The 25,170-nt window shown below is 70.1% G+C and carries 21 protein-coding genes; 12 read left to right on the top strand and 9 right to left on the bottom strand.

The annotated features are described in order from the left end of the window. The first annotated feature begins 97 nt into the window (after positions 1-97). On the top strand, positions 98-538 hold the full coding sequence (locus H6726_15090) for a CoA-binding protein (protein MCB9658975.1): 441 nt from the start codon (positions 98-100) through the stop codon (positions 536-538). A 74-nt stretch (positions 539-612) separates the two neighbouring features. Here H6726_15090 and H6726_15085 read toward each other — a convergent pair whose 3' ends face one another. Beyond that, the gene (locus tag H6726_15085; GenBank protein ID MCB9658974.1) at positions 613-1,668 is read right to left on the bottom strand and encodes a 3-oxoacyl-ACP synthase; all 1,056 of its coding nucleotides are present in this window, start codon (positions 1,666-1,668) and stop codon (positions 613-615) included. 160 nt (positions 1,669-1,828) lie between these two features. On the opposite strand from H6726_15085, the gene H6726_15080 reads away from it, so the two are divergent. The 3 genes from H6726_15080 to H6726_15070 all read left to right on the top strand — a co-directional run bounded on the left by H6726_15080 (position 1,829) and on the right by H6726_15070 (position 5,727). Then, positions 1,829-2,761, top strand: a complete 933-nt coding sequence (locus H6726_15080; GenBank protein ID MCB9658973.1) for a M48 family metallopeptidase — start codon at positions 1,829-1,831, stop codon at positions 2,759-2,761. Between the two features lie 7 nt (positions 2,762-2,768). Beyond that, on the top strand, positions 2,769-4,505 hold the full coding sequence (locus tag H6726_15075; GenBank protein ID MCB9658972.1) for a dynamin family protein: 1,737 nt from the start codon (positions 2,769-2,771) through the stop codon (positions 4,503-4,505). A gap of 151 nt (positions 4,506-4,656) precedes the next feature. Beyond that, on the top strand, positions 4,657-5,727 hold the full coding sequence (locus H6726_15070; protein MCB9658971.1) for an alpha/beta fold hydrolase: 1,071 nt from the start codon (positions 4,657-4,659) through the stop codon (positions 5,725-5,727). Between the two features lie 92 nt (positions 5,728-5,819). On the opposite strand, the gene H6726_15065 is transcribed toward H6726_15070, so the two are convergent. The 6 genes from H6726_15065 to H6726_15040 all read right to left on the bottom strand — a co-directional run bounded on the left by H6726_15065 (position 5,820) and on the right by H6726_15040 (position 11,490). Then, positions 5,820-6,212 (bottom strand): hypothetical protein, encoded by a 393-nt coding sequence (locus H6726_15065; GenBank protein MCB9658970.1) that lies wholly within the window; start codon positions 6,210-6,212, stop codon positions 5,820-5,822. Beyond that, positions 6,209-7,354 carry a glutamine-hydrolyzing carbamoyl-phosphate synthase small subunit gene (gene carA / locus H6726_15060; protein MCB9658969.1) on the bottom strand — a complete coding sequence of 382 codons (1,146 nt, stop codon included), beginning with the start codon at positions 7,352-7,354 and terminating at the stop codon, positions 6,209-6,211. The genes H6726_15065 and carA overlap by 4 nt, the downstream gene beginning before the upstream one ends. 87 nt (positions 7,355-7,441) lie before the next feature. Next, a complete protein-coding gene (locus H6726_15055; protein MCB9658968.1) occupies positions 7,442-8,740 on the bottom strand; it encodes a dihydroorotase in 1,299 nt (432 codons plus the stop codon). 71 nt (positions 8,741-8,811) lie between these two features. Beyond that, positions 8,812-9,066 (bottom strand): hypothetical protein, encoded by a 255-nt coding sequence (locus tag H6726_15050; GenBank protein MCB9658967.1) that lies wholly within the window; start codon positions 9,064-9,066, stop codon positions 8,812-8,814. 350 nt (positions 9,067-9,416) lie between these two features. Then, positions 9,417-10,832 (bottom strand): hypothetical protein, encoded by a 1,416-nt coding sequence (locus H6726_15045; protein MCB9658966.1) that lies wholly within the window; start codon positions 10,830-10,832, stop codon positions 9,417-9,419. A gap of 115 nt (positions 10,833-10,947) precedes the next feature. Next, complete coding sequence (locus H6726_15040; protein MCB9658965.1) at positions 10,948-11,490, bottom strand: hypothetical protein; 543 nt, start codon at positions 11,488-11,490, stop codon at positions 10,948-10,950. On the opposite strand from H6726_15040, the gene H6726_15035 reads away from it, so the two are divergent. Then, complete coding sequence (locus H6726_15035; protein MCB9658964.1) at positions 11,483-11,848, top strand: hypothetical protein; 366 nt, start codon at positions 11,483-11,485, stop codon at positions 11,846-11,848. The two genes, H6726_15040 and H6726_15035, sit on opposite strands and share 8 nt — an antisense overlap. Positions 11,849-11,928: 80 nt before the next feature. Continuing rightward, positions 11,929-12,894, top strand: a complete 966-nt coding sequence (locus H6726_15030; GenBank protein MCB9658963.1) for a homoserine kinase — start codon at positions 11,929-11,931, stop codon at positions 12,892-12,894. Positions 12,895-13,074: 180 nt separating this feature from the next. Here the strand turns inward: H6726_15030 and H6726_15025 are convergent, their stop codons facing one another. Next, on the bottom strand, positions 13,075-16,143 hold the full coding sequence (locus H6726_15025; GenBank protein MCB9658962.1) for a PDZ domain-containing protein: 3,069 nt from the start codon (positions 16,141-16,143) through the stop codon (positions 13,075-13,077). Between the two features lie 192 nt (positions 16,144-16,335). Between H6726_15025 and H6726_15020 the strand changes: the two genes are divergently transcribed. From H6726_15020 to H6726_14995, 6 genes are all read left to right on the top strand, one after another. Beyond that, positions 16,336-18,975 (top strand): tetratricopeptide repeat protein, encoded by a 2,640-nt coding sequence (locus tag H6726_15020; protein MCB9658961.1) that lies wholly within the window; start codon positions 16,336-16,338, stop codon positions 18,973-18,975. 40 nt (positions 18,976-19,015) lie between these two features. Further along, positions 19,016-20,404 carry an HD domain-containing protein gene (locus H6726_15015; GenBank protein MCB9658960.1) on the top strand — a complete coding sequence of 463 codons (1,389 nt, stop codon included), beginning with the start codon at positions 19,016-19,018 and terminating at the stop codon, positions 20,402-20,404. Next, the gene (locus H6726_15010; protein MCB9658959.1) at positions 20,401-21,135 is read left to right on the top strand and encodes a protein tyrosine phosphatase; all 735 of its coding nucleotides are present in this window, start codon (positions 20,401-20,403) and stop codon (positions 21,133-21,135) included. Before H6726_15015 ends, H6726_15010 begins: the two co-directional genes overlap by 4 nt. Positions 21,136-21,155: 20 nt before the next feature. After that, the gene (locus H6726_15005) at positions 21,156-22,244 is read left to right on the top strand and encodes a flippase-like domain-containing protein (GenBank protein MCB9658958.1); all 1,089 of its coding nucleotides are present in this window, start codon (positions 21,156-21,158) and stop codon (positions 22,242-22,244) included. 133 nt (positions 22,245-22,377) lie between these two features. Next, the gene (locus H6726_15000) at positions 22,378-22,896 is read left to right on the top strand and encodes a hypothetical protein (protein ID MCB9658957.1); all 519 of its coding nucleotides are present in this window, start codon (positions 22,378-22,380) and stop codon (positions 22,894-22,896) included. A 193-nt stretch (positions 22,897-23,089) separates the two neighbouring features. After that, positions 23,090-23,995: a hypothetical protein gene (locus H6726_14995; protein MCB9658956.1), complete on the top strand. Its 906-nt coding sequence runs from the start codon at positions 23,090-23,092 to the stop codon at positions 23,993-23,995. A gap of 54 nt (positions 23,996-24,049) precedes the next feature. Here the strand turns inward: H6726_14995 and H6726_14990 are convergent, their stop codons facing one another. Further along, complete coding sequence (locus H6726_14990) at positions 24,050-25,114, bottom strand: tetratricopeptide repeat protein (GenBank protein ID MCB9658955.1); 1,065 nt, start codon at positions 25,112-25,114, stop codon at positions 24,050-24,052. Between the last annotated feature and the right edge of the window lie 56 nt (positions 25,115-25,170).

Genomic DNA, 25,170 nt, shown 5'->3' with positions numbered 1-25,170 from the left:
CCCGCCCCGGCCTTCGCATCAGGCAGTCGAGCGCCCTACGGCCGCACCGGACCCGAGTCCTGGCGGGTGCCGGCCGAAGCCTCCATGATTGGGGTTGATGACATCCCCCCATCCCCTCATCGTCACCGAGCCGGCGCAAGTCGGGGTGATCGCGCTCGATGCCCGACGCGTGGCCGTCCTCGGGATCAAGCCAGACACCCACAAGGACCAGCCGGCGTATTACGTCCCCGCCTACATGGACACCGTCGGGATCGAGGTGATCCCCGTCCCCGTGTACTACCCGGAGGTAAAGGAGATCCTGGGCTTGCCGGTGGAACGCGACCTGCAGCGCTTGCACGACATCGACGTCGTCGTCGTGTTCCGGCGCTCGGAGGACGTGGCCGACCACGTGCGGGCCTTGCTCGCGCTGCGTCCCAAGTGCGTGTGGCTCCAGTCGGGCATCCGCGACGATGCTTCGGCGCTGTCGCTGGCCGACGCGGGCATCGCGGTCGTGCAAGATCGCTGCTTCATGGTGGAGCACCGTCGCGCGCGGCACTGACGAGCCACGCCGTATTCGCACGGGGCAGGCGTGGCGCGGCCGCGCGTCTCCGTGCGGCCGCAGGGCCACGCGACCTACAAGCGGATGAGCGTCGCGCCCCAGTTCAGGCCAGAGCCCAGCGCGAAGAAGCAGATCAGCTGACCGCGCTGGGCGCGCCCGTCTCGCAGCATCTCGTCGAGCAGGATGCCGATGGTCGCGGCCGACGTGTTGCCAAAGCGGGCGATGTTGCTCGGGACCTTCTCCGCGGGGACGCCCAGCGCCTTTTGCACGGCCGCGTTGATGCGGTCGTTGGCCTGGTGCGCCACGAACCAGTCGATGTCGTCGAGGGACACACCGTGCTTGGCGGTCAGCGAGCGCACCACCTTGTTGAGCTCCGTCACCGCGACCTTCATGAGGTCCTGCCCCTGCATCTTGGGGATGTGCTCCTCGCGCTCGAACATCTCCGGCGTGAAGTAGGGGCGCGTCTTGAACCCCCCGCTGGCGATGTAGATGCGGTCGAACAGACGCCCGTCCGTGTGCACCTCGGTGCCGAGGAAGCCGGCACCCTCCGGGGCCTTCTGGACCACCAGCGCTGCGGCGCCGTCGCCGAACAGCACCGCCAGGTTGCGGTGGCGGGTACCCTTTTCGAAGGCTTCCTGCGTGATCTCCCGCTCGGCGTCACCGGTGACGACGTCCCAGTCGTCCCATGGCATGAAGCCCGCGTGGGCGTCCGCGCCGAGGATGAGCACGGTCTTCGCTTGGTCGGTCATGACCAGGCCGTTGGCGACCTGGAACGCGTAGGGCATGGCGGCGCACTGCTGCCGGATGTCCAGCGCAGGGACCCGCGGGATGCCCAGCTTCGCGCCGAGCAGGCCGCCCGAACCCGGGAAGATGTGCTCCGGCGTCATCGTCGCGAAGATGATGTAGTCGATCTCCTCGGGCTCCATCTCGGCAGCCTTGAGCGCGCGCCGAGCCGCGATGAGCGCCAGGTCGCTCACGCCCTCGCCCTCCGCGACGAAGTGGCGCTGCTCGATGCCCGTGCGTTGGCGTACCCACGCATCGTCGGTGTCCATGACCCGCGCCAAGCGGGAGTTCGGGATGGGCTCGCCCGGGACGTAGTGCCCCGTGCCGACGATGGTGATTCCGGCCATGGTGGGTTCCTTACCCACACTGGCGCCCCCTGCAACGCTACCGAGCGGGACCGCGGGGGCGGACGCCCGTAAGGGAAAATGCGGACATCCGGGAGCAAGGTTGCGAGTTCGGGCGTTGTCGGGATAGATCGACTGGCCCCTCGCCGTATCTTCGACTCGTATGTCCAAGCAGCCCACCGACTTCCAGAGCTACGTCCGGTCGCAGACCGGAGGGGGCACGGTCGCGCGGCCCAGCGGCGCGCCCGACTACGCGTTCTCCGCCGATGTGGCCATGCTGCGGGCCTTCGAGCGCATCCGACCGGTCGAGCTGGCGGCCGCATCGGTCGTCCGAGCCAGCGCGCAGCTCATGGATGCTCAGCAACTGGGTACGATGCTCCGAGTGAGCGACCGGCAGATCCCGCACCTGCACGCCATCGCGCAAGGGTGCGCGGATACCCTCGGCATCCCGCTGCCCAAGCTGTACGTGGCCAACAGCCCGGTGATCAACGCGTACACCTTCGGCACCAACAACGACGCGTTCATCGTGGTGCACTCCGCGCTGCTGGACCACTTCGACGACGACGAGCTGCGCTTCGTGATCGGCCACGAGATGGGGCACGTCCAGAACCGGCACGTGGTGTACGGGACGGTGCTGCGCGTGCTCAAGACCAGCGCCGCCATCTTTCTGCGGTGGATCATCGCGCCCGCGGAGGTGGCGCTGGCGACGTGGTCCCGCCGGGCCGAGATCACCTGCGATCGCGCCGGCCTCCTGTGCAGTCGAGACCTGGACAGCGCGCGGCGGTCGTTCTTGAAGCTCGCGTGCGGCAGCCAGAAGCTCTACGCCCAGATCGACCTGGACGCGTACCTCGAGCAGTTCGAGGACGGCCGGGGCAACCTCGGCCGCTACCAAGAGGCGTTCGCGACACACCCCTACCTGCCCAAGCGCATCCACGCGCTGCAGGTGTTCGCCGAGAGCGACCTGTACCGGCGGGCCGCGGGGTTGGGCGCAGGGGGTATCGGCATGCCGGAAGTGGACTCGCGCACCGCGCGCATCATCGAGATCGCGGACCCCTCGCTCGACCGAGCGCCGGGCGCCGCCGACGGGAAAGCCTGAGGTATCCGTGGCAGCTGACTACACCGAGCTCCGAACCGAGGCGCTGACGAGGCTCCGCAACGTGGCGCGCCTCGCGAAGAGCGCGGGTGCCGCCACGTTGGCCAAGGGCCTCGAGGAGGACCGCATCGCGCGGTTGCGTGACGAGCGCTTCCACCTGGTGGTGCTGGGAGAGTTCAACCACGGCAAGACCACGTTCGTGAACGCGCTGTTGGGAAAGGCCGTGCTGCCTTCCGGGGTCACGCCTACGACGGCGGTCATCCACCGCATCCGGCACGGCGAGTCGGAGACCGCCACCGCCGTCCGCACGGATGGGAGCGAAGAGGCCGTGCCGTTCGCGAACATCGCCAACTACGAGGTCGGCGGGTCGGCCATCGCCGATGGGGTGCAACACCTGGATCTCGAGTACCCCAACACGATGCTGGGGGAGGGCGTGATCCTGGTGGATACACCGGGCGTGAACGACCTCAACGACGCGCGCGCCGAGATCACCTACGAGTACATCCCCAAGGCGGACGCGGTCATCTTCCTCTTGGACGCGGGCCAGATCCTCAAGGAGAGCGAGCGACAGTTCATCGTCGGGAAGCTGCTCAGCGCGAGCCGCGACAAGGTCGTGTTCGTGGTGAACAAGATGGACCTCCTGGACGCGGCGGAGCAACACGAGGCGCTGGAATACGCCCGCATGAACCTGGCCAAGCTGCTGCCCGAGCCGCGGGTGTTCGGCATCAGCGCCGAGGGGGCGCTCGAGGGTGCGGCCGACTCAGGACTGCCGGAGCTGAGCGCCTTCCTCACAACCTACCTGCGCGAGGAGCGGGGCAGGGTGCTCATCGACAACGGGCTCGAGGCGGGCATCCGCGCGGCGAACACGCTGGTGTCTGGTATCGAGGTGCAGCAGCGCGCGCTGCAGATGGAGGCGTCCGAGATGGAGCGCCGGCTGGGCGCGCTCGAGGCCGACCTGGACGCGAGCGAGGAGCGCATCGCGGCGCGGGGGGCGCGCATCCGTGAGAACATCGCGGCCGTGAAGGCCGTCGTGCGTGCGGACGTGCAGAGCTTCGGGCGCAGCTTCGCGCAGTCGCTGCCCGCCGAGATCGACGCGGCGGACGCGAAGGACCTGCAGGCGCACCTGGCGGGCTTCATCGAGGCGCGCTTCCGCGACTTCGCCGAGGAGCAGACCGAAGAGATCGCAAAACGCCTCGAGCGCGTCGCGGAGGAGGCCATCGCGTTCGTCAGCGAGGACGCCAAGGCCCAGGCCGAGCGGCTGCGTCAGTCACTCGGGGACGGCCCCGAGCTGCACCTCGAGGTGAACACGCTGGCGTACGACGTGTCCGTGTTCGCCGTGGGCGCGTTCGGGGTCACGCTGATGGTCTTGAGCAACATCGTGGTGGGTGGCGCCATGGCGCTGGCGGCCCCCGTGTTGGCCTATGTGTTCCGCGGCCGCGCCGAGAAGCAGACCAAGGAGCGCGCCAAGGCCGAGGCCCCACGCGCCGTCGAGGAGGCGGCGGCAAAAATGGCTGACGCGTTCGACCAGCGCATCGACGAGTTTGGTCAGCGCCTCACGGGCTTCGTCGCGCAAGCCAACGCCGAGATGACGCGCAGCGTCGCCGAGCTCATTCGAGCGGCCCGAGAGGCTCGGGCGAGGGGCGAAGGTGCGCTGACGGAGCTCACCGCAGGTACGGGCATGACGCTGGTGCAGTTGTCCGACGAGCGCTCGCAGATGGAGAAGCTGCGGGCATCGCTGTGGGTCTGACGAGCGCGTGACGCCTCCTTGGAACGCGTGGTCGCCGGGGCCTCGCGGTCCGTCGGCACCCGTTCACGGCTCCCGACGCCCGCGCGCCGCGCGCGAACGGCGAGGACGCCCCAGTTGCACGCGCGGTCGCGGAGGGCATAGTCGGTGCCGCATGAGCTACGCCATCGCACTGGGCGGCGTGGGGGCGCTAGCGCTCCTCTGGTGGGCGCACCTGGTGTTCTGGGTGCGACGGTTGGGGACCACGCTCGACTACAGCGCGGTGCTCCGCGTGCCGACCGAGGACGGCAGCGCGATCGAGCTGCGGCGCGTGGGAGGGAACGACGCGCAGCCAGACGCGCCCCCTGTGCTGATGGTGCACGGCATCGCCGCCAGTCACCGCAACCTCGACGTCCGCGCCGACCGCAGCATGGCCCGCCACATGGCGAACGCAGGGCGAGACGTGTGGTTGCTGACGCTGCGCTGTGGGCGCACGGACCTCTCCTGGGCCGAGCGGCGTCGCGCGCGGTATCGGTCCATGCGTGACCACGACTTGCCGGCCGGGGTCCGCACAGTGCTGGTGCAGACGGGCGCTGCTCAGGTCGACCTCGTGGGGTTCTCGATGGGTGGCATGGTCATCTACGGCGCGCTCGGTCGGAGCGTCCCAGGTGCCGAGGTCCGCCGCGTGGTGATCGTTGGGTCGCCTGGCCGCGTCCTGCGCCCGTTCGGGTTCCTGCGGGTCGCTGGTCTGCTGCCGCGCGTGCTCGTGCCCTCGCTACCGCTGCGCTTTTGGGCGCGTTCCTTCGCCTTCATCGCCGACTTCCTGCCAGGCCCCTTCCACCGCCTGGTCCACAACCCGGACAACGTCGAGCGCGGGGTCGCACCGCGCGCGTTGGTAGACGTCATCGAGAGCATCCCTGCGGCTCTGGCGGCCGACTTCGGCGAGTGGCTGGGGGACGAGGGCTTCTTGCGCGTCGAAGACGACAAGGTCTGCGAGGGGCTGCGCGCGGTCACCACGCCAGCGTTGTTCTTCGCGGGGGCCGCCGACCGGATCGCGCGGGTGTCTGGGGTCGCATACGCCGCCGCGCTGTGGGGGGCAGACGCGGGGCTGAACCCCGAGCTGCGGGTCCTCGGGGTGGAGCAGGGGTACGCGGCCGACTACGGGCATGGGGACTTGGCGGTCGGCCGCCATGTGGTCGCGGACGTGTACGATCCGGCGCTGCGCTTCCTGTCCGCGCCGGTGTAGCCCTGGGTCGACGAGGCCTGCCTATGGTCGATGCGGCCCTAGGCACCCGGCATGGCCGTCGGTGCGCATGGGCGTGCTGACCGGCGCCGAGGTTACTCGCGGAAGAACAGGCGTACAGCTGCGCCTTCTGTCCCGACGGCGATGGCGTCCCGTTGGTACACCGCGCGCCGCGAGCAGTCCTCGAGCCGCACGCGGAACGTACCTTCGCCCACGTGGAAGTGGCGTGCGCTGCCGGGATCGATGGTCTCGGCGGGGCCAAGGCGGTCGTCCCCCCAGTCGCGCTCGCTCTGGCTCACGTAGGCGTAGCACACGAGATCCGGCAGGCGGTTCTCGACGGTGAGGCAGCCCGGCGCCACCCCCTGGGTAACGGGGTTTCGCGCATCGGGCACGGGCACATGCGCGCGGCACCCTGCAAAGAGGCTGCACATGACGAGGGTCGCGGCGAGGCACCCGAGCTCACGCAGGGGGCGTCGCCAGCGTGTCATGCGCGCGCGGCGTTCATGCGCTGCACGAAGCGCTCGAACAGGTAGCGTGAGTCGTGCGGGCCAGCGGCCGCCTCGGGGTGGTACTGCACCGCGAAGGCCCCGGTCTCCGTGTGCTCGAACCCCTGACAGGTGCCGTCGTTGAGGTGCACGTGGGTCATGGTGCACTTGCCCGCCATGGACGAGACATCGACGCAGAAGCCATGGTTCTGTGTGGTGATCTCGATGCGGCCCGTGGAGAGGTCTTTGACGGGCTGGTTGAGCCCACGGTGCCCGAACTTGAGCTTGTAGGTCTTGCAGCCCAGGGCCAGCCCCAGCAGCTGGTGCCCCAGGCAGATGCCGAAGAGCGGCGTCTTGCCGATGAGCTCCTGAATCGTTTCGATGGCGTACGTCGCCGCAGCCGGGTCCCCAGGGCCGTTGCTCAGGAACACCCCGTCTGGCTTCAGCGCGAGGATGTCGGCCGCCGAAGTGCGCGCTGGCACCACCGTGACCCTGCACCCAGCGTCCACCAGGCAGCGCAGGATGTTGCGCTTGACCCCGAAGTCCAGCGCCACGACGTGCAGCGCGGCGTCCGCTGCCTGGGTCGTCCAGGGCGCGCCCGACGTGCTCCACGTGTAGCGCTCGGCCGTGGTGACGTTCCCCGTCAAATCCAGCCCCTCCATGCTGGGCGCCGCTTTGGCCTTGGCCACGAGCGCGGCCGGGTCACCCGTGCCGATGATGCCCGTCTGGGCTCCGTTGTCGCGGATGTGACGCGTCAGCGCGCGGGTGTCGATGTTCGCCAACCCGACGATTCCGTGCTTGACCAGGTAGTCGTGGAGGGAGCTGTTCGAACGCCAGTTGCTCACGACGGGCGACAGCTCGCGCATGATGAACCCGGCGAGGTAGGGGCGGTCCGTCTCGGGGTCTTCGTCGTTGACGCCGGTGTTCCCGATCTGGGGTGCCGTCATGGTGACGATCTGCCCGCAGTAGGAGGGATCCGTGAGCACCTCCTGGTAGCCGGTCATGCCCGTGGTGAACACGGCCTCGCCGCTGGTCTCGCCTTCGGCGCCCACCGAGATGCCAGTGAAGACCGTTCCGTCGGCGAGGGCCAGGTGAGCGGGGCGCGCGGTATGGCGATGGCGGGAGGTCGTCGTCGGTGCTGTCATCGGTTTGGGGGCGTCGAGGGGTGGGCGAGCAGAGGCCGCTCGGGGTGCTCAGCGCGCTCTCGCGCGTTCGCGTGGAGGACGGTGGACTCAGGCGCTGGGCGCTTGGTGGACGACCTGGCCCGCTGCGATGGTGCGGTACACTCCGCCGACGACCTCGTGGTCGAGCAGCGGCGTGTTGAACGACTTCGAGCGTAGCGCTTCTCGCGTGACGGTCCAGCGGCGCTCGGGGTCGATGACCGTGATGTCGGCGCGCGCGCCTTCGCGCAGGGTCCCGGCGTCCAGGTCGGGCACCAGCTTGGCGGGCGAGGTGGAGAGGGACTCCACCCAGCGCAGGGGACTGAGCTGACCGCCGCGCACGAGGGCGAGCGTGCTGGCGATGGCCGTCTCGAGGCCGTTGATGCCAACCGCGGCGGCAGAGAACTCGCAGTCCTTCTCCATGGTGGAGTGGGGCGCGTGGTCGGTCGCGATGCAGTCGATGGTGCCGTCCGCGAGCGCCGCGATGAGCGCAGCGCGGTCCTCCTCGGTGCGCAGCGGCGGGTTGACCTTGCAGTGCGTGTCGTAGCTCACGAGGGCCTGCTCGGTCATCGTCAGGTGATGCGGGGTCACCTCGGCCGAGACGCGCAGGCCGCGGGCCTTGGCTTCGCGCACCAGACGTACGGCGCCCATGCTGGAGATGTGGGCTACGTGGTACCGCGCGCGGGTGCGCTCGACCAAGATGAGGTCGCGAGCGACGATGATGTCTTCCGCCTCGCGCGGCCAGCCACGCAGGCCGAGGCGCGTCGAGAGCTCGCCCTCGTTCATCTGCGCGCCCTCGGTCATGTGGTGGTCCTCGGCGTGCTGCGACACCAGCAGGTCGAAGGTGCTCGCGTACTCGAGCGCGCGGCGCATCACGGCGGCGTTCATCAGGCAGCGCCCGTCGTCGCTCACACCCACGGCTCCGGCCTTGCGCATGTCGCCCATCTCGGCGAGCTCCGCACCCTGTAGGCCCTTCGTCATGGCGCCAAACGGGAGCAGGCGCACGCCACGCCCGACCGCCTTGGCTCCGCTCATCATCATCTCGGTGATGGCGCGGTTGTCGTTGCAGGGCTTGGTGTTGGCCATGGGGCACACCGTCGTGAACCCGCCGGCAGCCGCGGCGGCCAGACCCGACGCGAGGTCCTCCTTGTACTCGTGCCCGGGCTCGCGCAGGTGCACGTGCAGGTCGATGAACCCGGGGACCACCCACTTGCCAGCGCAGTCGATGCGCTCGATGCGCTCCTGACTTGCGAGCTCACGCGCGGCTCCGGGGCCAACGCGCACGATACGCCCAGCTTCGACCACCACATCTGCCGTCTCGTCTCGACCGGTGGAGGGGTCGAGCACGCGGCCACCGAGTAGGAGCAGCATGGGCCTCGCGCTTACGTGAGGGGCCGGGGCAAGTCAAGCGCCAGCCCCGCCACCAGGGTCTCCTGCGGGATTCAGCCGGCCTTGACGCTCGCCGTGTCGGCCTCGTCCTCATCGCGCGGCGATGCGATGGTGCCGACCGACGACTGTGCCACGGCGTCGTCCTTCTTCTCGTTCACGCGCTTCTTCATGGTCATGACCTTACGGTAGACCGAGGCGAAGTCCTTGTTGCGAGTGGCCAGGTGAGGGGACCCACCACGCAGGAGGGTCTGGAGGATGAACTCGAGGACTTGGATTTCGCCCTCGGAGAAGCTGTTGGAGATCCGCATGACGACGATCTACCACCACGCTCACACGATGACAATCCGTGACGTGTAACGTAGGGTCACAATACATCATGTCACGCGACGTATTGCGCTCTAAGTGTTTGGAATGACATTGGTACTGACTGCGCGCGAATTCGTCACAGCGATCGCTTTTCCGCGAACCGATCGCCTCCTCCATCGCGGATCGGTTTGACAAGACGGCTCCGCTGCGCCCACGGGAAGGGCCTCGCTGCGTGCGGCCCCACCAACGCACACACGGCGTGCGACACGCGCGTTCGAACCGTGCTCGGGTACCCACGACCAGGCCCCGACGCAGGACGGCACGGGACACGCGTGCCTGGGGCTTGGAGCGCTCAGCCCTTGCGAGCGAGGATGATGCGCTTGAGCGCGTCGCCGACGGCCTGCGCGAGCGTCTCCACGCGCTCGGTGCCGTCTTCGCCGTACCGCACGTCGTCCGCCACCAGGACGGCGACCGTCTTGCCCATCACCTCGACCGGGCAGACCACCACCACGCCGCCACGGCTGCCCGTGGCCGCTCGGAACAGGTTGTCTGCCGCGGTCACGCCGTACGGCCCCGCGTAGCGCGCGCCGTCTTGCACCACGCCGCGAAACATCGACGGGGTCGAGATCGGGATCCAAAGGTTGCGGACGGCGTCGGCCGTCAGGCTGCCTCCCCGCCCGGACCAACCACGCAGTACCTGTCCTCTCAAAGCGAGGAACACGGCGGCGCGAGCCACCAGCAGGGTCGCCTCGCACGCCATGGTGAGGACGGCGTCGCGGTCGCGCAGGGTGCGCATCTGCGCGAGGGTGGTTCCGATGTCTCCCGGTGCACGCACGGGCGCGCGACCGTAGGACTTGCGCCCGCCCCGGACGCTGTTCAGGGACGGCGCCGACGACGGCCGAACGACCTCGGCGCTCGGTGTGTCGAGGTCGTCCCAAGAGTCCGATAGATCGATCTCGATGGACGCACCAGCGGGCCGTCGCGCTCCTACGCCCCACGCGTTGGCAGTGGCCGTGTCCGCGTCCGGGAGGCTCGCACGCGTGTTCGAGAACGAGTCGATCGTTATCTCCGGGTCGTCATCGCTTGCGTGGACGTCGCCGAGACGCGCCGGGGGCGAGGAGGGCAGGGTGGAGACGTGCGGAACATCGACGCCAGGCGGACGACTGAAGCGCTTCTCGGGCACGTTGACCTTCGGAGCGGCGCTGGCGTCTTCGGTTGCTGCCTTCGGTCGGACGAGGAGGACGACCTCGTCGGCAGGAGCAGCGGAGGGATCCTCGGTGGGACGGCTCAGCCCGGCCCCCGGGGTTCGTGGTCGCGTCAGCTCGAAGGTGATGTCGGGCTCGTCATCGTCGTCTTCGGCCGGGATGTCGTCGGGATAGGCGCGGTGCAGGGCATCCCGTAGGAGCGACAGCCGGGCCACGCGCGGCAGCAGGAGTGTGCCGCTGATGAGGGCGAGCTCGCGCGTCACGTGGGCGTCGCTCGGGTCGGCCATGGCCACCACCAGCCCCTCCTCCTCGACGCGCAGGGGCAGCGCCCAGAGTCGCTGGGCGACCGTCCCAGGGAGCCGGTCGAGGACACCGTGGACGACCTCGAGCGTGTCCTCCGACTCGAAGCCCTCGCCTCGCAAGAACGACTCCAGGACGTACTCGTCGAGTCCGCCCTCCACGAGGGCGGGCGCCAACGGGAGCCGGCTCCGCACGGCCTCGGCGACCTGCTCGCGCGTGACGAGCGTCGCCGCGAGCAACCTCCCTCCCAGATCTTCAGGCACGCGCTGGCCTCGTGAGGGGCGCGTTCTGGACGCCGATGGCAGCGGTTCGGAGCATGGGGACGCGGGACTCTATCACGCCTTCGCTGCGGGGCCCGCGCCAATCCGCCGTCGGGCGCTACCAGAGCTTGTGCGGGGGGAGCGAGGCGGCCGTGTGTCGATCCCCGACGCTGGGAGCGTCGGGCTCCCCATCGAGGGCGCGCAGGGCCGCCGAGACGCGCGCGAACCCAGCCGCTTCCGCGGGCTCACGTTGGAACACGCCAACGGCCCGCAGTGCCCGCATCCCGGCGCTGGAACCGAGGTCGGTCTCCCGGTCCAGGAACGCCTCCAGCGAGGAGTACCCCTTGACCTCGAACAGACGCGATTCGTTCACCTCGTGCAGCACCTCGCCCACCTCGAAGAACGAACGCTCGAGCGAGCGCTTCAGACCGCGAAGCTGGACGATCACGCCCGAGATCCGACCCAGGCGCGCCTTCAGATCATCGGCCTTGGCGGGTGTACGGATCGTGTCGATCGGCGCGATCGGCGCGCGCATGCGGCCCGGCGGCGTGCCCTTGGTCCGCGTGGCGCGAGGCGCCTTGTCGGTCTTGGCGCGGGTCCGTGGGCCAGCGCTTGCGGACTTGCCCTTGGCGGTCGCGATCGCCTTGGCGGCCTTGCTCACCTTGGGGACGGCCGCTCCCCGGGCCTTCGACGCTGTGGCCGAGGCGGACTTCCCCTTCGGGCTGGGGGCCTTTGTCGACGTCGACTTGCCGCGTCCGGACGTGGCTGGGCTCGGGGCCGACTTGGTCGACCGCTCCGAGGGCGTCTTCGCGGCGCGCTTGGCCGTCGATGGGGCTGCGGACCTGGGCGACTTGGCCGTCGAACCGCTGCTCTTCGCGCTGACCTTCCCCTTGGACGGCGCCTTCACCGAAGTGTGGGACGCCGCTTTGGGTGGACGGTGGCTCTTGCTTCCGCCTGCGCTTTTCGCTGAACTCTTCGACGATGCCTTGACCACGGCGTCTCCTGGCGCTGCCGGATGACCCCCCGGTAGTGCGTCTGCCCCATATCACTTGTGGTTTCCGTTTGTAAAGTGCCGTCGGCATGCGACAACGCGCGGAACATGGCGGTCTACACCTCGCTCAGTCTTGAAGACGCGAGCCGTATCACCGATGCGCACTCGCTGGGTCCCTGCCTCGAGATCACCCCGGTCTCGGCCGGTAGCGTGAATTCCAACTTTTTCCTGCGCTCCCCGGGGGGGCGACACTTCCTTCGCATCTACGAAGAGCAGGGGACGGACGGTGTGGCCTACGAGTGGTCGCTGCTCGACTTCCTGGCAGAGGCCGGGATACCAGTGCCTCAGCGCGTTGCAGGCCCAGCGCCTGGGGCGATCTGCGTGGCGGGGAAGCCAACCGCCGTGTTCGAGGTCGTGGCTGGCGAAGACATCTGCGGGGGCATGTTCGACGCCGCACGGGCCCACGAGGTGGGGCTGACGCTGGCGCGCATCCACGAGGTCGGTCGCAGCTTTCCGACCCGGCGGGCGAGCCGTTTCAAACGTGACACTCTGCCCGAGCGCCTCGACTACGCCGCCGCCCAGAGCCGCCCCGAGCTGTCGGAGCCGGTCGCGCGGCTACGGGACCTCTGCGCCGAGGTGGACGCGACGTATCCCACCGATCTCCCCCGGGGGGTGATCCACGGAGACATGTTCCGCGACAACGTCTTCTGGGACGGCCCCCGCATCTCCGCTGTCATCGACTGGGAGAGCGCCTCGGATGGCGAGCTGCTGTACGATCTCGCCGTCGTGTTCCTGGCATGGTGCTACGGCGACGACTTCCGCTGGGACGTCGCACGCGCGCTGTGCGCGGGCTATCAGCAAGCGCGTCCGCTCTCGCGGTCGGAGGTCGCGGGGCTGCGCACGGTGTGCTTGGCCGGCGCGGCGCGTTTCGCCACCACCCGCATTTTGGACTTCCACCTCCGGGATGGGGGCCTCGGCGAGAGGGTCATGAAGGACTATCGACGGTTCCTGGACCGTGCGAACGTCATCGCTAGGCTCGACAACGACGAGCTGGCAAACCGCCTGGTAGGCTGATTGGCGTCTCAACCTCGCCGAGGCCATCACGGGGGCATCGCGCTCGACGGTACGACGCGCGCGGGGCGGGACAAAGATGGCAGGGCGCGTCCCAACCACGGCCACCCCTGACCGCCACGTGAGCCGTCCGGCGGAGCGAGCCTGGCTCTGCTCCGTCAAGGTGCTAGCGGACGGTGCGTATCACTCGTGGACCACGTCGTAGAGCTCCTCGTCGAAGCGCGGCGTCTCCATCAGGGACCCGTCCGGAGCGTCACGCCGCACCTGCAGCACCTCTCGAGAGATGACCTCGTCGCTCTCGCGCACGAAGACAGTGATGTAGTTGATGCCGCCGTGTAGGGGGACGCTCGCTTCGAACGGAAGCTCCCGCGTGTCCGGCGCTGGCGCGGCGCGGTAGAGCACCTTGCGAGCACCCACGAACACGTACAGGTCGCGCACACGCTGGTCGTCGCGGGCCGTACCGCGCAGGGTGAAGGTGGCGTCGCGAGTGACGTGCTGGTCGTGGGTGCTGATTTCGATGGTTGGAGCGCGGTGCGTGATGGGGTACGTCAACTCGCCACGCGCAGCACCGCTGCCGAGCGACGCCGCCAGAACCCACGCTGGCCGCCCCTCTCCAAGATCGACGCGGGCGAACTCTCCGAGCGTGGCCGTGCGGCTCACCGACGTAGGCGTTTCGGCGATGGCGACCACGGGGGCGCTCGGGTCCGCCCACGCGCGGAGCTCCGTTCCGGCCGCCACCTGCACGCGTCCGCTCGCTGCCGAGACTTCGCGCGCTGGGACGGTCAGCGGCACCTCGACGTTCTCCACGACCGACTCGCGCAGCTCCGTGTCGTACACCGAGATCTCCAGCTTGGCCGTCTCACGTCGGAACTCGGGCAAGACCTCGAAGGTGAAGCGCACCATGCGCTCCGCGCCGGGGGCGATGGGCTCGAGCTCGAAGCGACCCGCGTGCAGCAGGACGCCGGCGCCGCTCAGGTTGCGCAGGTTGGCCTGAACGCCGAAGGTGGGCCCTTCGCCGACGTTCCTCACGCGCATGTAGATGCTGCCGAGCTCGCCCACCTGCAGCTGACCGTCTCCGTTTCCGCGGACGTCGTCGGCGACCTGGAGCGAGTATGCGAACTGTGGGCCGACGAGCGCGTGCAGCTCCGTGCGAATCTCCGCGGGCGCGGGCGCGCGCTCGTGCTCTTCGCTGAACTCCACGCGGATCGCGTCTGCGCGGTCGATGATGTCTCGGGGGAGGCGACACACGCGCTGGTTGCGGGGCTCTTCCGTGGTGCAGAGACCGAGCGTCGTGCTCCACTCGCGGGTCTCGCCCGGATTGATGCGCCCGAAGACCAGCTCGCGCCCGTTGAACAGGCCGTAGTCGCTCTTCGTGATGGCGCGCACCTGGTAGAGGGGGTGCTCGCCCCGGTTGGTGACGCGCGCGGTCAAGACGAAGTCCTGGCCAGCGCGGCCTTGATTGTTCGGAGCGCTCGTGCTGAGGACCACCTCCGCGGGGCTAGGGCCAGCGTTGGGGCCCGTGGACCAGTCGACCCCCAGCGCACGCAGCTCCGCGACGGCGCGGTCCATCTCGCGCGCCTGGGTGCTGCTGATGACGTCGGCGGCGTCCGCCAGCATCTCGAGCCGCCCCGGGCGCTGGGCTCCCGCCAGGATCTGCTGGGCGAAGCGGATGAGGAACTCGGCCTCCTCCTCGTTCTCCTCGTTCGCATCGGGGTCGGCCTCGGCCAAGCGGCGACGCGCCGCCGCGTCGAAGTAGTAGCGCACCAGCGGCACGGCCGCGCCCGACTGACGTGCGCTGTCGTGGGTCAGCGCAGCGCGCAGGTCGGCCTCGCGCAGGTACGTCTCGTTGGGCAGCAGGTCCATGTTCTCGCGGTCCACCGTCATGGGCACCACGTTGATGTCCGGCACGATGCCGACACCCTGGATGCTGATCTCGCCTGGCGTGAGGTACTGCGCGATGGTCAGCTTGAGGGCCGAGCCGTCCTCGAAGTTCTGCAGCACCTGCACCGAGCCTTTGCCGAAGCTGGTCTGCCCGATGACGAGCGCGCGATTGTGGTTCTTGAGCGCCCCCGCGACGATCTCGCTCGCCGACGCGCTGCCCCCATTGATGAGCACCACCAGTGGGTAGTTGGGTTCAGTGCCCTCTCGCTGCGCGAACTTTTGGTCGCGGTTGCGGCTGTCGCGGGCGTCCGTGCTCACGATTGGCCCGCTGGTGAGGAACAGGTCCGCGATGCGCACCGCCTGGTCCAGCAGCCCCCCCGGGTTGCCACGCAGGTCCAACACCAAGCCGCGCAGGTTCTCACGGTGGAGCGCCACCAGGGCACGCTGGAGGTCCTCCGTGGTGTTGCCCTGGAAGCCGCTGACCTTCACGTAGCCGATGTTGTTCGCCAACATCCGGTGCTCGACGGACTCGATGTGGATGATGGCGCGCACCAGGCGCACCCGCCGCGGGGCAGACCACGAGCTGCCCGACCCGCGCGAGTACCAGACGTCGACCGGGGAGCCCGGCTCGCCACGGAGTCGCGAGACCGCTTCCGCCAGCGGCATGTTGAGCGTGCTCTCCGCGTCGATCTTGACGATGCGGTCGCCCCGCTCGAGCCCCGCGCGGGACGCCGGGGTGTTCGGCATCGGACGAATGACGGTCAGGTGGCCACCCCGGATGGAGATGACGATGCCGAGGCCGCCGAATTCGCCGTGCGTGCTCATGCGCATCTCCTCGAACACGTCCGGCGTAAGCAGGTTGGTGTGGGGATCCAGCGTGCGCAGCATGCCGTTGACGGCTGCGTATTCCACGTCGCGCAGGTCGAGGTCGGTCTCTTCGCCGAGGTTGGCCTCGAGGAACTCGAACACCTGCCGGAACCGGTCGGTCAGCGCCCACGGCGAGTTGATGTCCGACACGGCGAAGGACGCTTGCTGCGACCGCACCTGGAGGTGTACGCGGTCCTCGCCCTCGCGGTAGTCCACCATGACGGGAGCGACGCTGCGCTGGATGGCATTGAGGCCCGCCAAGAACATGCGCTGGTGGTTCACCCGGTCAGGGTCCACGTACCCGTCGGACACCTCGCGGATGGCGCGGCTGAGCACCCGCACTTGGGAGAGCCCGTAGGGCCGCTGGGCCCGCGCCGCCGCCGCAGAGTCGGAGGGATCCGCCTGCTGTGCGTGGCCGCGGTGGTCCGACTGCGACAGCCGGAACGCCAGGGCGATGGCGACGAGCGCGAGCAGGGGAGTGCCAAATCTCTGGAGATGCTTCATTTCTTCTGTCTCGCGGGGCCCGCGGAGGGAACGTGACCTCGCGACGGAGTGTAGCGACGGTCCACCCGGGTGGCTACCACGCCAACCCCGCATGGGGCACGGGGATTCCACCCACACTGCGCGATGCGCGAAGCGCCGTGATTCGCGTTGACCGCGGGGGAGCCGCCGCGAATCCTTCCCGGCCAGCGCCCCATGTCATCCACCGAACGCCACAGCACCGACTCGCGGCTCACCGATCCGAGGGTCCCGATGCCGCCGCTGCTCGCCGCGTCCCTCGTGGGCCGCAAGGACGTCCTGGACCAGCTCATGGGGGCGTTGGCGCGTACCCTGACGGAAGCCGAGCCCCGCGTGGTCACCGTGGTCGCCCCCAACGGCTTCGGGAAGACCCGGCTGTTCGACGAATTGGCGAAGGAGGCGGCCCGCGCCCACGGGGAGTCCGTGCGGGTGCTGCGTGGTCGAATCCACCCGACCGGACCGGCGGTGGGCGTCATCGGACGCATGCTGAAGGCCCGCTTCGGAATGCACAGCATCCTGCGAGCGGACGAGCGTGAGGCGCACCTGCGGCGCTCCGTGGCGGAGGTGCTCGGGGACCAGCGCGTCAGCGAGTTCCTGCATTTCCTGGGCGGATACCTGGACATTCGCTTCTCGGAGTCGCCTCTGACCCACGCCATGGAGGACGATCCACAGCCCCTGGCCCAGGTGCGGCGCGCGGTGCTGCGCCGCTTCCTCGAGATTGACGCCCGTCAGTCCCCGCTGGTGCTCATCTTCGACGACGTGACCGGGGCGCCGAGCGAGCTCCTCGAGCTGCTCGACTACCTCGCCACGTCGCTCCGCTCGGCGCCCGTGCTGCTGGTCTTCGCGGCCCGGGACGAGCTGCTGACCGAGCGGCCCGACTGGACCCGCGGCGGCAATCACGAGGTGCTGCGGCTCGGCCCCCTGAGCGACGCCGAGTCGGCCGTGCTCGTGCGCGAGTTCTTGGCACGCGCCGGATCCCTCCCGGACGAGCTCGTGGCGGCGGTGGTGCGGGCGGCCGCCGGCAGCCCCTACCTGGTGCGCGAGACGCTCCGAGCGTACTTCGACGAGGGCGTGCTGGTGGCGGAGCCGAGCGGCCGCTTCCGGGTCGACCTCACGCGCGTCGCGAAGGTGCGGCCCCCCACGAGCCTCGAGCAGGCGCGCGACCACCGCCTCTCGGGCCTGTCCGCGCTCGAGCTCTCATTGCTCACCAAGGCGGCCTGCGTCGGTGACGTCTTCTGGTTGGACGCCCTGGTGGCGCTCGAGCACCAGGACCACGCCGTGCCAGACCTCTGGGGGGGTCACGAGAGCCGCACGACCGACTACGCGCCCACGCTGGAGCGGCTGGCGCGGCGAGAGTTCATCGCGCCGAACCCCGAACCCCTCGTCCCGGGCACCGTGGAGTACGCCTTCTGCCAACGCCCGGAGTGGGAGGCGCTGCTCGCGCGCGTTCCGGCAGCCGAGCGGGCACGCAGCCACGGCACCGTCGCCGACTGGCTCGAGTTCCGCCTCCCCCCTCGAGAGCGCGACGAGGCCCAGCTGGAGCTGCTGGCGCAACACCATCAGGCGGGCGGGCACGTGGAGGACGCCGCGCGCTACTGGGTCGAGGCGGGTTCCCTCGCGCGCGGCCGGAACGCCACGCAGCAGGCGGTTCAGCACTATGGGCGCGGCGTCCCGCTGCTCCGGGAGACCGACGTGCGACGCCGCCTCGACGCCCTGCACGACTACGGCGACGTCCTGCAGCGTATCGGGGACTACCAGGCGGCCATCGGGTGCTTTCGCGAGATGCTCTCCATCGCCTACCGGCTGGGCCTCAAGGCCAAGGGCGGCGTCGCGCACAACCGCATCGGGCGCGTGCATCGCGCGAGCGGCCGCCTGGACGAAGCGCTGCGTCACCTCGGCACGGGGCACGCGCTGTTCGACGCGGTGGGCGACGCGCGGGGGATCGCCGCGTCGTTCGACGACGTGGGGCGCGTGCATCTGCTGCGGGGAGACTACGCCGCCGCCCGCCGCTTCGCTGCGCGCTCGCTAGAGCTCCGCCGTGAGCTGGGGGACCCGCGCAGCGTCGCGCTGAGCCTCGACAACCTGGGGGCGGCCTATTTGGCCAGCGGTGCGTTCGAGCACGCTACGGAGGCGCTGGAGGAGGCGCTCGTGCTGCGGCGCCAGATCGGGGACGAGGGCGGGATCGCCGCCTCGCTCACCAACCTGGGCCGGGTCCACCGCGACAACGGGCAGCACGCTCGCGCCCAAGAGCTCTTCGAGCAGGCGCTGTCCACGGCGCGGGCTGCGGGAGACACGGCGCTCGAGGCGCAGGTGCTCACGCTGTTGGGTGAGGGGCACTATCGGCTCGTCGACCCGGAGGCCGCCATCGCGCTGCTGACCGACGCCGACCGCTTGGCGACGCGCATCGGCGACAAGCTGCTGGAGGGCGCCGTGCGTCGCGGGCTGGCGCAGGCGCAGCTCCTCATGCAGGAGCCCGACGTGGCACGCCACCACATCGAACGGGCCATCGCGCTGTTCGAAGCCTCTCGCAGCCAGCCGGCCTTGGCGCGCGCGCTCGTCACGCGTGGGGAGATCGAGGCCGCGGCGGGGCAGGCTCAGCGCGCACGCGCCGCGTTCGAGGAGGCGCTCGAGATCCTCACGGCGGTCGGGGACGAGCTGGGGGTGGCCGACGCGTGTAGCGCGTTCGCGACGTTTGCCGGCCAGGCACCCAGCCTCGGGATCGACGCGGAGTCCCTCGCGACGCGGGCACGCCGCATCCGCGAGCGCCTGCGGGCGAGCGAGGAGTACGTCATCGAGCCCCTCGAGCCCGTGACCTGAACGGTGCGGAGCGCGGCTGTGGCTGCTACAAAGCGGCCCGATGCTGGCCTTGACCACGACCCAACGCGCGCAGATTCCCGACGACGTCGTGGACCTCTGCCGTCGTCTGCACGAGCACGGCGAGCGCGGCTGGATCGTGGGCGGCTGCATCCGCGACGTGTTGCTGGGACGGTCCATCTCGGACTGGGACGTGGCCACCAGCGCCACCCCCGATTGCGTGCAGCGCGTCTTCCGCAAGGTCATCCCCACGGGGATCGAGCACGGCACCGTGACGGTGTTGCACCGCGGCACCCCCTACGAGGTGACCACCCTGCGCGGCGAGGGCGCCTACACGGACGGGCGCCGGCCGGACGAGGTGTTCTTTGTCACGGACATCGATCGCGACCTCGCGCGACGGGACTTCACCGTCAACGCCATCGCCTACGACCCGCTCGAGGACACGCTGATCGACCCCCTCGGCGGGCTCGCGGACCTCGAGTCGCGGCGTCTGCGCGCCGTGGGTGCACCGGCCGAGCGCTTCGGCGAAGACGGCCTGCGCATCCTCCGTGGGGCGCGCTTCTGCGCCACCCTGGGTTTCGACCTCGAGGCCGCCACCGAGGCCGCGTTCGCTGGGGCCATCGGCGTGTTCGCCAAGGTGAGCCGTGAGCGTGTGCGCGACGAGTGGTTGAAGACCATGCGCGCCGAGCGTCCTTCCCGCGCCTTCGAGGTGATGCGTCGCACGGGCATCCTCGACGTGACGCTGCCCGAGCTCGTCGAGCAGCACGGCTGCGAGCAGAACCGCTGGCATGCCTACGACGTCTGGCACCACACGATGGCCGTGCTGGACGCGATGCGCGGTGACCCCACCGACAAGCTCTCCGCGCTGCTGCACGACATCGCCAAGCCCCGCACGCGGGCGCTGAGCGAGAAGACCCACGACTACACCTTCTACAACCACGAACGCGTCGGCGCAGACATGGCGGACGCGTTCCTGCGTGAGTACCGCTTCAGCAACGACGAGCGGCAGCGCGTGGTGCACTTGGTGCGCCACCACCTGGTCTGTTACCAGTCCAGCTGGACCGACGCGGCCGTGCGCCGCTTCGTTCAGCGGGTGGGGCGCGACGGCATCGACCCGCTCTTGCGGTTGGCAGAGGCGGACGCGCTCGGCAAGGGGCGCCCGGTCGAAGAAGAGCTGGCGAGCCTCGTGGAGCTCCGCGCGCGGGTGGACACGCTGATGGCCGCCGGGGCGGCGCTGTCCACCGGGGACCTGGCCGTCAACGGGCGGGACGTGCTCGCGCGCTTGGAGGGACGCGGCGGACCCGTGGTCGGCGAGATCCTGCGCGAGCTGCTCGAGGCCGTGCTGGAGGACCCGACGCTGAACGAACGCGACCGGCTGCTCGGCGCCCTGGACGCCGCCGTCGCGGCGCGCCGCGAAGGAGCGTCTGCGTGAGCACCCAGACCGGCTACGTCTGCCTGCACCTGCACTACCTGCCCGACATCGACGACGGCGTGAAGAGCCTCGAAGCGGGCGTCGCGCTCTGTCGCGGCCTCGGGGAGCTCGGGTTCACGCAGTTGGTGACCACCCCGCACATCCGCAGCGGCCTGTTCGAGAACCGCAAGCCCGGCCTCGAGGCGGCGTTCGCGGCGTTCGCCGAGGCGACGGGGGGGGAGGGGCTGCCCACGCTCGGGCTCGGGGCCGAGCACCACCTGGACGACATCGTGTGGACGTTGCTGGACACGGGGCAGGGCGTCCCGTACCCGGGGGGCCACGCCGTGCTGATCGAGCTGCCCGAGGCGCACCTGCCGTCCGGGCTCGGTGACCGCTTCTTTCGCCTGCGTGTACGCGGCACGCGCGTGGTGCTCGCGCACCCGGAGCGCTACCGGCCGTTCTTCGACCGCACTCACGAGCTGGACCCGCTGCTGGACGCGGGCGCGCTGCCCCTGCTGGACGTCATGTCGCTGATTGGCCACTACGGGAAGGCGCCCCAGCGGGCGGCGGAGCGCATGCTGGACGAGGGGACCTACTACGCGGCGTGTACCGATGCGCACAAGCCCGAGGACGTCGCGCACGTGGCGCGGGGGATCGCGCGCCTCACCGAGCTGGTGGGCGCCGCCGAGGCCACGGAATTGCTTTCCACCAACCCCCGCCACATCCTCTCGGGCACGGCGGAGTACGACTGACGCCTTCGGAACGGAACGCCTTGTCCACGGAACCCACCGCAGCCCCTGGCGGCACCGAGCCCGGGCTCGCCCGGCGCATCCTCCCCAAGCTGGTGCTCTCTCTGTTGCTCGGGGGGCTCTTGGCGTGGCTGGCGGCGCGCAGCGGGGTGGACATCATCCCGACCGACGCCGAGGCGTGGGGGCACGTGGCTCCCTGGGCCGTCCCCGCCTACGTCGTGACGCTGCTGGTCACGCACTTCTTGCGGGCCGCTCGGTTCCGCTTCCTCATCGCGCCCATCAAGCGCTTGTCGCTGCGCGAGGTGGTCCTCATCAACTGGATCGGCTTCTTCGCCATCTTCGCGCTGCCGCTGCGGCTGGGCGAGTTCGCGCGGCCCGCGCTGACCAAAATCCGGCATGGCGTCAGCGTCTCCGCCGGCATCGGCACGATCGCGGTCGAGCGCGTGGTGGACGGTTTGATGACCAGCTTGTGCGTCGCCTGGGTGCTGTTCGCGCTGCCTCGACGTCCGGTCGAGGACCCGCTCGCCCGGGCCCTCCCGGGCTATGGTCTGGCCGCGCTGGCCGTCTTCACCTGCGCCTTCGTCGCCCTCGGGGTGTTTCTGTGGAAGCGAGCATGGGCGGTGCGCACGACCGAAAAGGTCATCGGACTCGTCAGCCAACGGCTCGCCAGGTTCTTGGCCACCAAGGTGTCCGACGTGGCGGACGGTCTCGCGACCCTCGCCGACCCGCGGCTGGCGTTCGGGTTCCTCTTGGAGACCACGTTGTACTGGACCTGCAACGCATTTGGGATGTGGGTCCTGGCGGTAGGCTGCGGCCTCGAGCTGAGCTTCGGGCAGGCGGTCGGGGTCATGGGGGTGCTGGCGATCGGGATCCTGTTGCCCGCGGGGCCAGGGCTCTTCGGCAGCTTTCAGCTGGCGGTCAGCCTGGCGCTGCAGCTGTTCTTCGCCAGCGAGATCGTCAACGGCGTGGGCTCCATCTACGTGTTCTTGCTGTTCACCGTGCAGGCGGTCGGAATCGTCCTCGCCGGTGTGATCCCGCTCCTGACGCTCCGTGTGAGGCTCATCGACCTGATGCCGCGCCTCGACGGTGTGTCCTCGGAGGGGGCGGCCTAGCGCACGATCCAGGCTCGGCGGGGCCGGCCCCGAGCTGTGCTCTCGCCGTCCGTTTTCGAACTCTCCTTCCTCTCGCTCGCGGAGCGACGCCCAAAAAGTTGGGACCGCATGGGAGCGGGCGTAGCTTCGGGACATGGCTCGCAGAAACCGTCTCCGACGCCGCGCGGCTCGCCTCGCGTGTTACCTGACACTGTCCGGCGCCCTCGCTGGCCTCTCCACGGTTGCTCCCCAGCCGGCGCTCGCGCGCAGGACGACGGACCTGGGGTACCGCTACGATCAGGTGTGGACAGCGGCCGTGCGCCTCGTGCGTGTGGACTATGGTTTCAACGTCACCGAGCGCGACCAAGAGCTCGGCTTCGTGATGTTCGAGTACCTGGAAGACGGCCGGCCGTACAACGGGTCGATCGAGGTGCTGCGCACGGCGGACGCCCTCGGTCGTGACCGCGTACGCGTGGTCGTCATCATCCAAGGGCAGCCCGAGTACGTGGAGCGCATGATTGTGGACCGCCTCGAGCGCAAGCTGCGGGGAGACTACGGCGCACCGCCACGCGTCGAGCCGGCGCCTCCCGCCTCACCCGCCGCGTCGCCGCCCGCCAGCGCGGAGGGCGAGCCGAGTCCAGAACAGGCCGAGGAGGCCCCGGGCGGTCGTTGAATTGCCGCGACGTGAAGCCCGCGACGCCAAGGGGGTCGCCCGCGTCGACGCGGAACACCTCGTGGCATGAGCCAGACGCATGGGCCACGTCGTACGAGGGGGCGGTGTCGGGATGGGCTCGGCGGAGCGGAGGCCGGCGCGCGATCCTCGAGTGCGTTTGGGCGTATGGGTCGCGGCACGGCATACTGGCCGCATGCTTCAGCGGCTCGTTCTGATGAGTGGTGTGCTCGTGCTCGCCGTAGGCCTCGTGCCCGTAGAGGCCGGGGCACAACGGGCACGCGAGGGGGCCGACGGGTTGGCACCACCCGCCGCCCCGCAGGGGGCGCCTTCCGTGGTTCCGCCACCGCCACCGCCGCCGCAGACACAGGGGGGTCTTGGGGACGTCCCGCCCCCGCCCGGAAGCGGCTACGGCCCGCTCAGCCCGAGCGCCTACGCACCCCCGCAGTCCAGCGGGTTCCAGGTCGACGCGGACATGGCGACCCGTCTGCGCGTGCTGGACTCCGACCTGCAGCAGTTGGCGCGCGCGGGCAATCCGATCGCCACGGGCGTGATCACCATGGCCACGGGCGGCCTCTCCATCGCCTTGGCCTTCTTGGCCACCAACGACGACTTCTTGCGCAACTACCTCGTGCTCTACGGCAGCGCGAACGTCCTGACAGGGATCACGGAGATCGCCATCCGGCCGAACGCCAGCGGGCCGTCCATCGCGTTCACGCACATGCCGATGGGCAGCCCCAGCGAGGCTCAGGCGCGCCTCGCGTTCGGCGAGGACGCCCTGCGCCGCATTGCGCGTCGCTCCCGCGCCGCGCGGTTGATCACGGCGTCACTGGACGTGGCGGTGGGGCTCGCCATCATCCCCATGTTCCTCGGTCCCAATGACTTTTCGGTGGGCGACCCGTTCGACTACTTCGTGCTGTTGGGGAGCGGCATCTCGGTGGTGACCGGCCTCATCAACCTGCTGACGCGTTCGCCGGCGGAGAAGTACTGGGCGGCGTATGGGGAGCTCGACCGACGGCTGCGTGCGCCACGTCCGACCGTCTCCCTCGACGTTGTCCCGCGCCGCGGTGGGCTTCTGCTGTCCCTCTCGGGAACGCTCTGAACGCGGGAACACGCCAACGCGTTCGAGGGGCTGCGGCCACGCACGCGATGGGCATCAGGGCATCGTGGCGCGCAAGGCTCGTCGTGCACCAGCGTGGTCGGGGGCGCGTCGCAGCACGTCCCGCAGCGCGTTCCGGGCGTCCTCGCGCCGACCCAGACGCAGGAGCGCCAGCCCGAGCACGTAGCCACTCGACGCGCGGGCGGCGAGCTCGCCGTCGGCGTCGGCCACCGCGTCCGGGCTGGGGCTCCCAGCCGTCACGGGCCGCTCCAGCACCTCGCGCGCCCGCTGCGCCGCCAGCGTGGCGTCGCCGCTCTCGAGCGCGATGCGCGCCAGCAAGGCACCGCATTCGAAAGGACAGCGTGTGGCGACGAGCGTGAGCCCGGCTGCGGCGCCCTCCGTGTCCCCCGCCGCCAGCTGCGCCTCGGCCAGCGCGACGCGTAGCCCGAGCGCGTCTGGTGCGAACCCGAGCGCCGTTTGGAGGACGGTCACGGCCTGCGCCGCGCGTCCTCGGGCCAGCAGTACGTCCCCGAGGCGGCGCGCCCTCTCGGCCTCGGGGGCGCCCTCGATGGCCACGCGCAGCGCGGTCTCGGCGCTGGCCAGGTCGTGGCGCTCCGCGCACAAGAGCGCGAGGGCGTCGAGGGCCGTGCCCAGCTGACCGCTCACGAGTCGAGGCGCGCGCGCCAGCACCGCGACAGCGCCAGCGTGGTCGCCCGTCGCCGCGAGCGCCATCGCCTCGGTCAGCTGCATGCGCTCTCGGCGGACCCCGTCGGGCACGTTGGCCACGGCCGCGAGCACTTGGCTTGCGCGGCGCATGGTCGCCGCGGTCGGGTGCGCCGTGATCTCGCCGAGGGACCCGAGCCACAGCTCGGCCAAGCGGGTGATGGGCAATGGCGCGGAGGGGTCCAGGCGCATGGCGCGCGTGAAGGCGCCCTCGGCGGCGCGCCGACGCCCTCGCACGAGCAGTCGTTCGCCTCGCTCGACCTCGCGTCGCGCGCGCTCTTGGGCGACCTCGCTCCCGGCCGGCTGGGCGCGGGCCAAACGGGCTCCCAAGGGCAGCGCGCCGAACACGGACAGCACGCCCACGGCGAACAGGCGGATGAGTGGGGAGGCAGACGGCACGACGTCGAGGGTAGCGAACCCTGCGCCCGCGAGCTGCTGCGGATGCACGAGTTGCG

The sequence above is a fragment of the Sandaracinaceae bacterium genome, from assembly GCA_020633055.1.
Taxonomy (GTDB): Bacteria; Myxococcota_A; Polyangia; order Polyangiales; family Houyiibacteriaceae; genus JADJJE01.
This window is presented reverse-complemented; position numbering and strand designations above follow the sequence as displayed.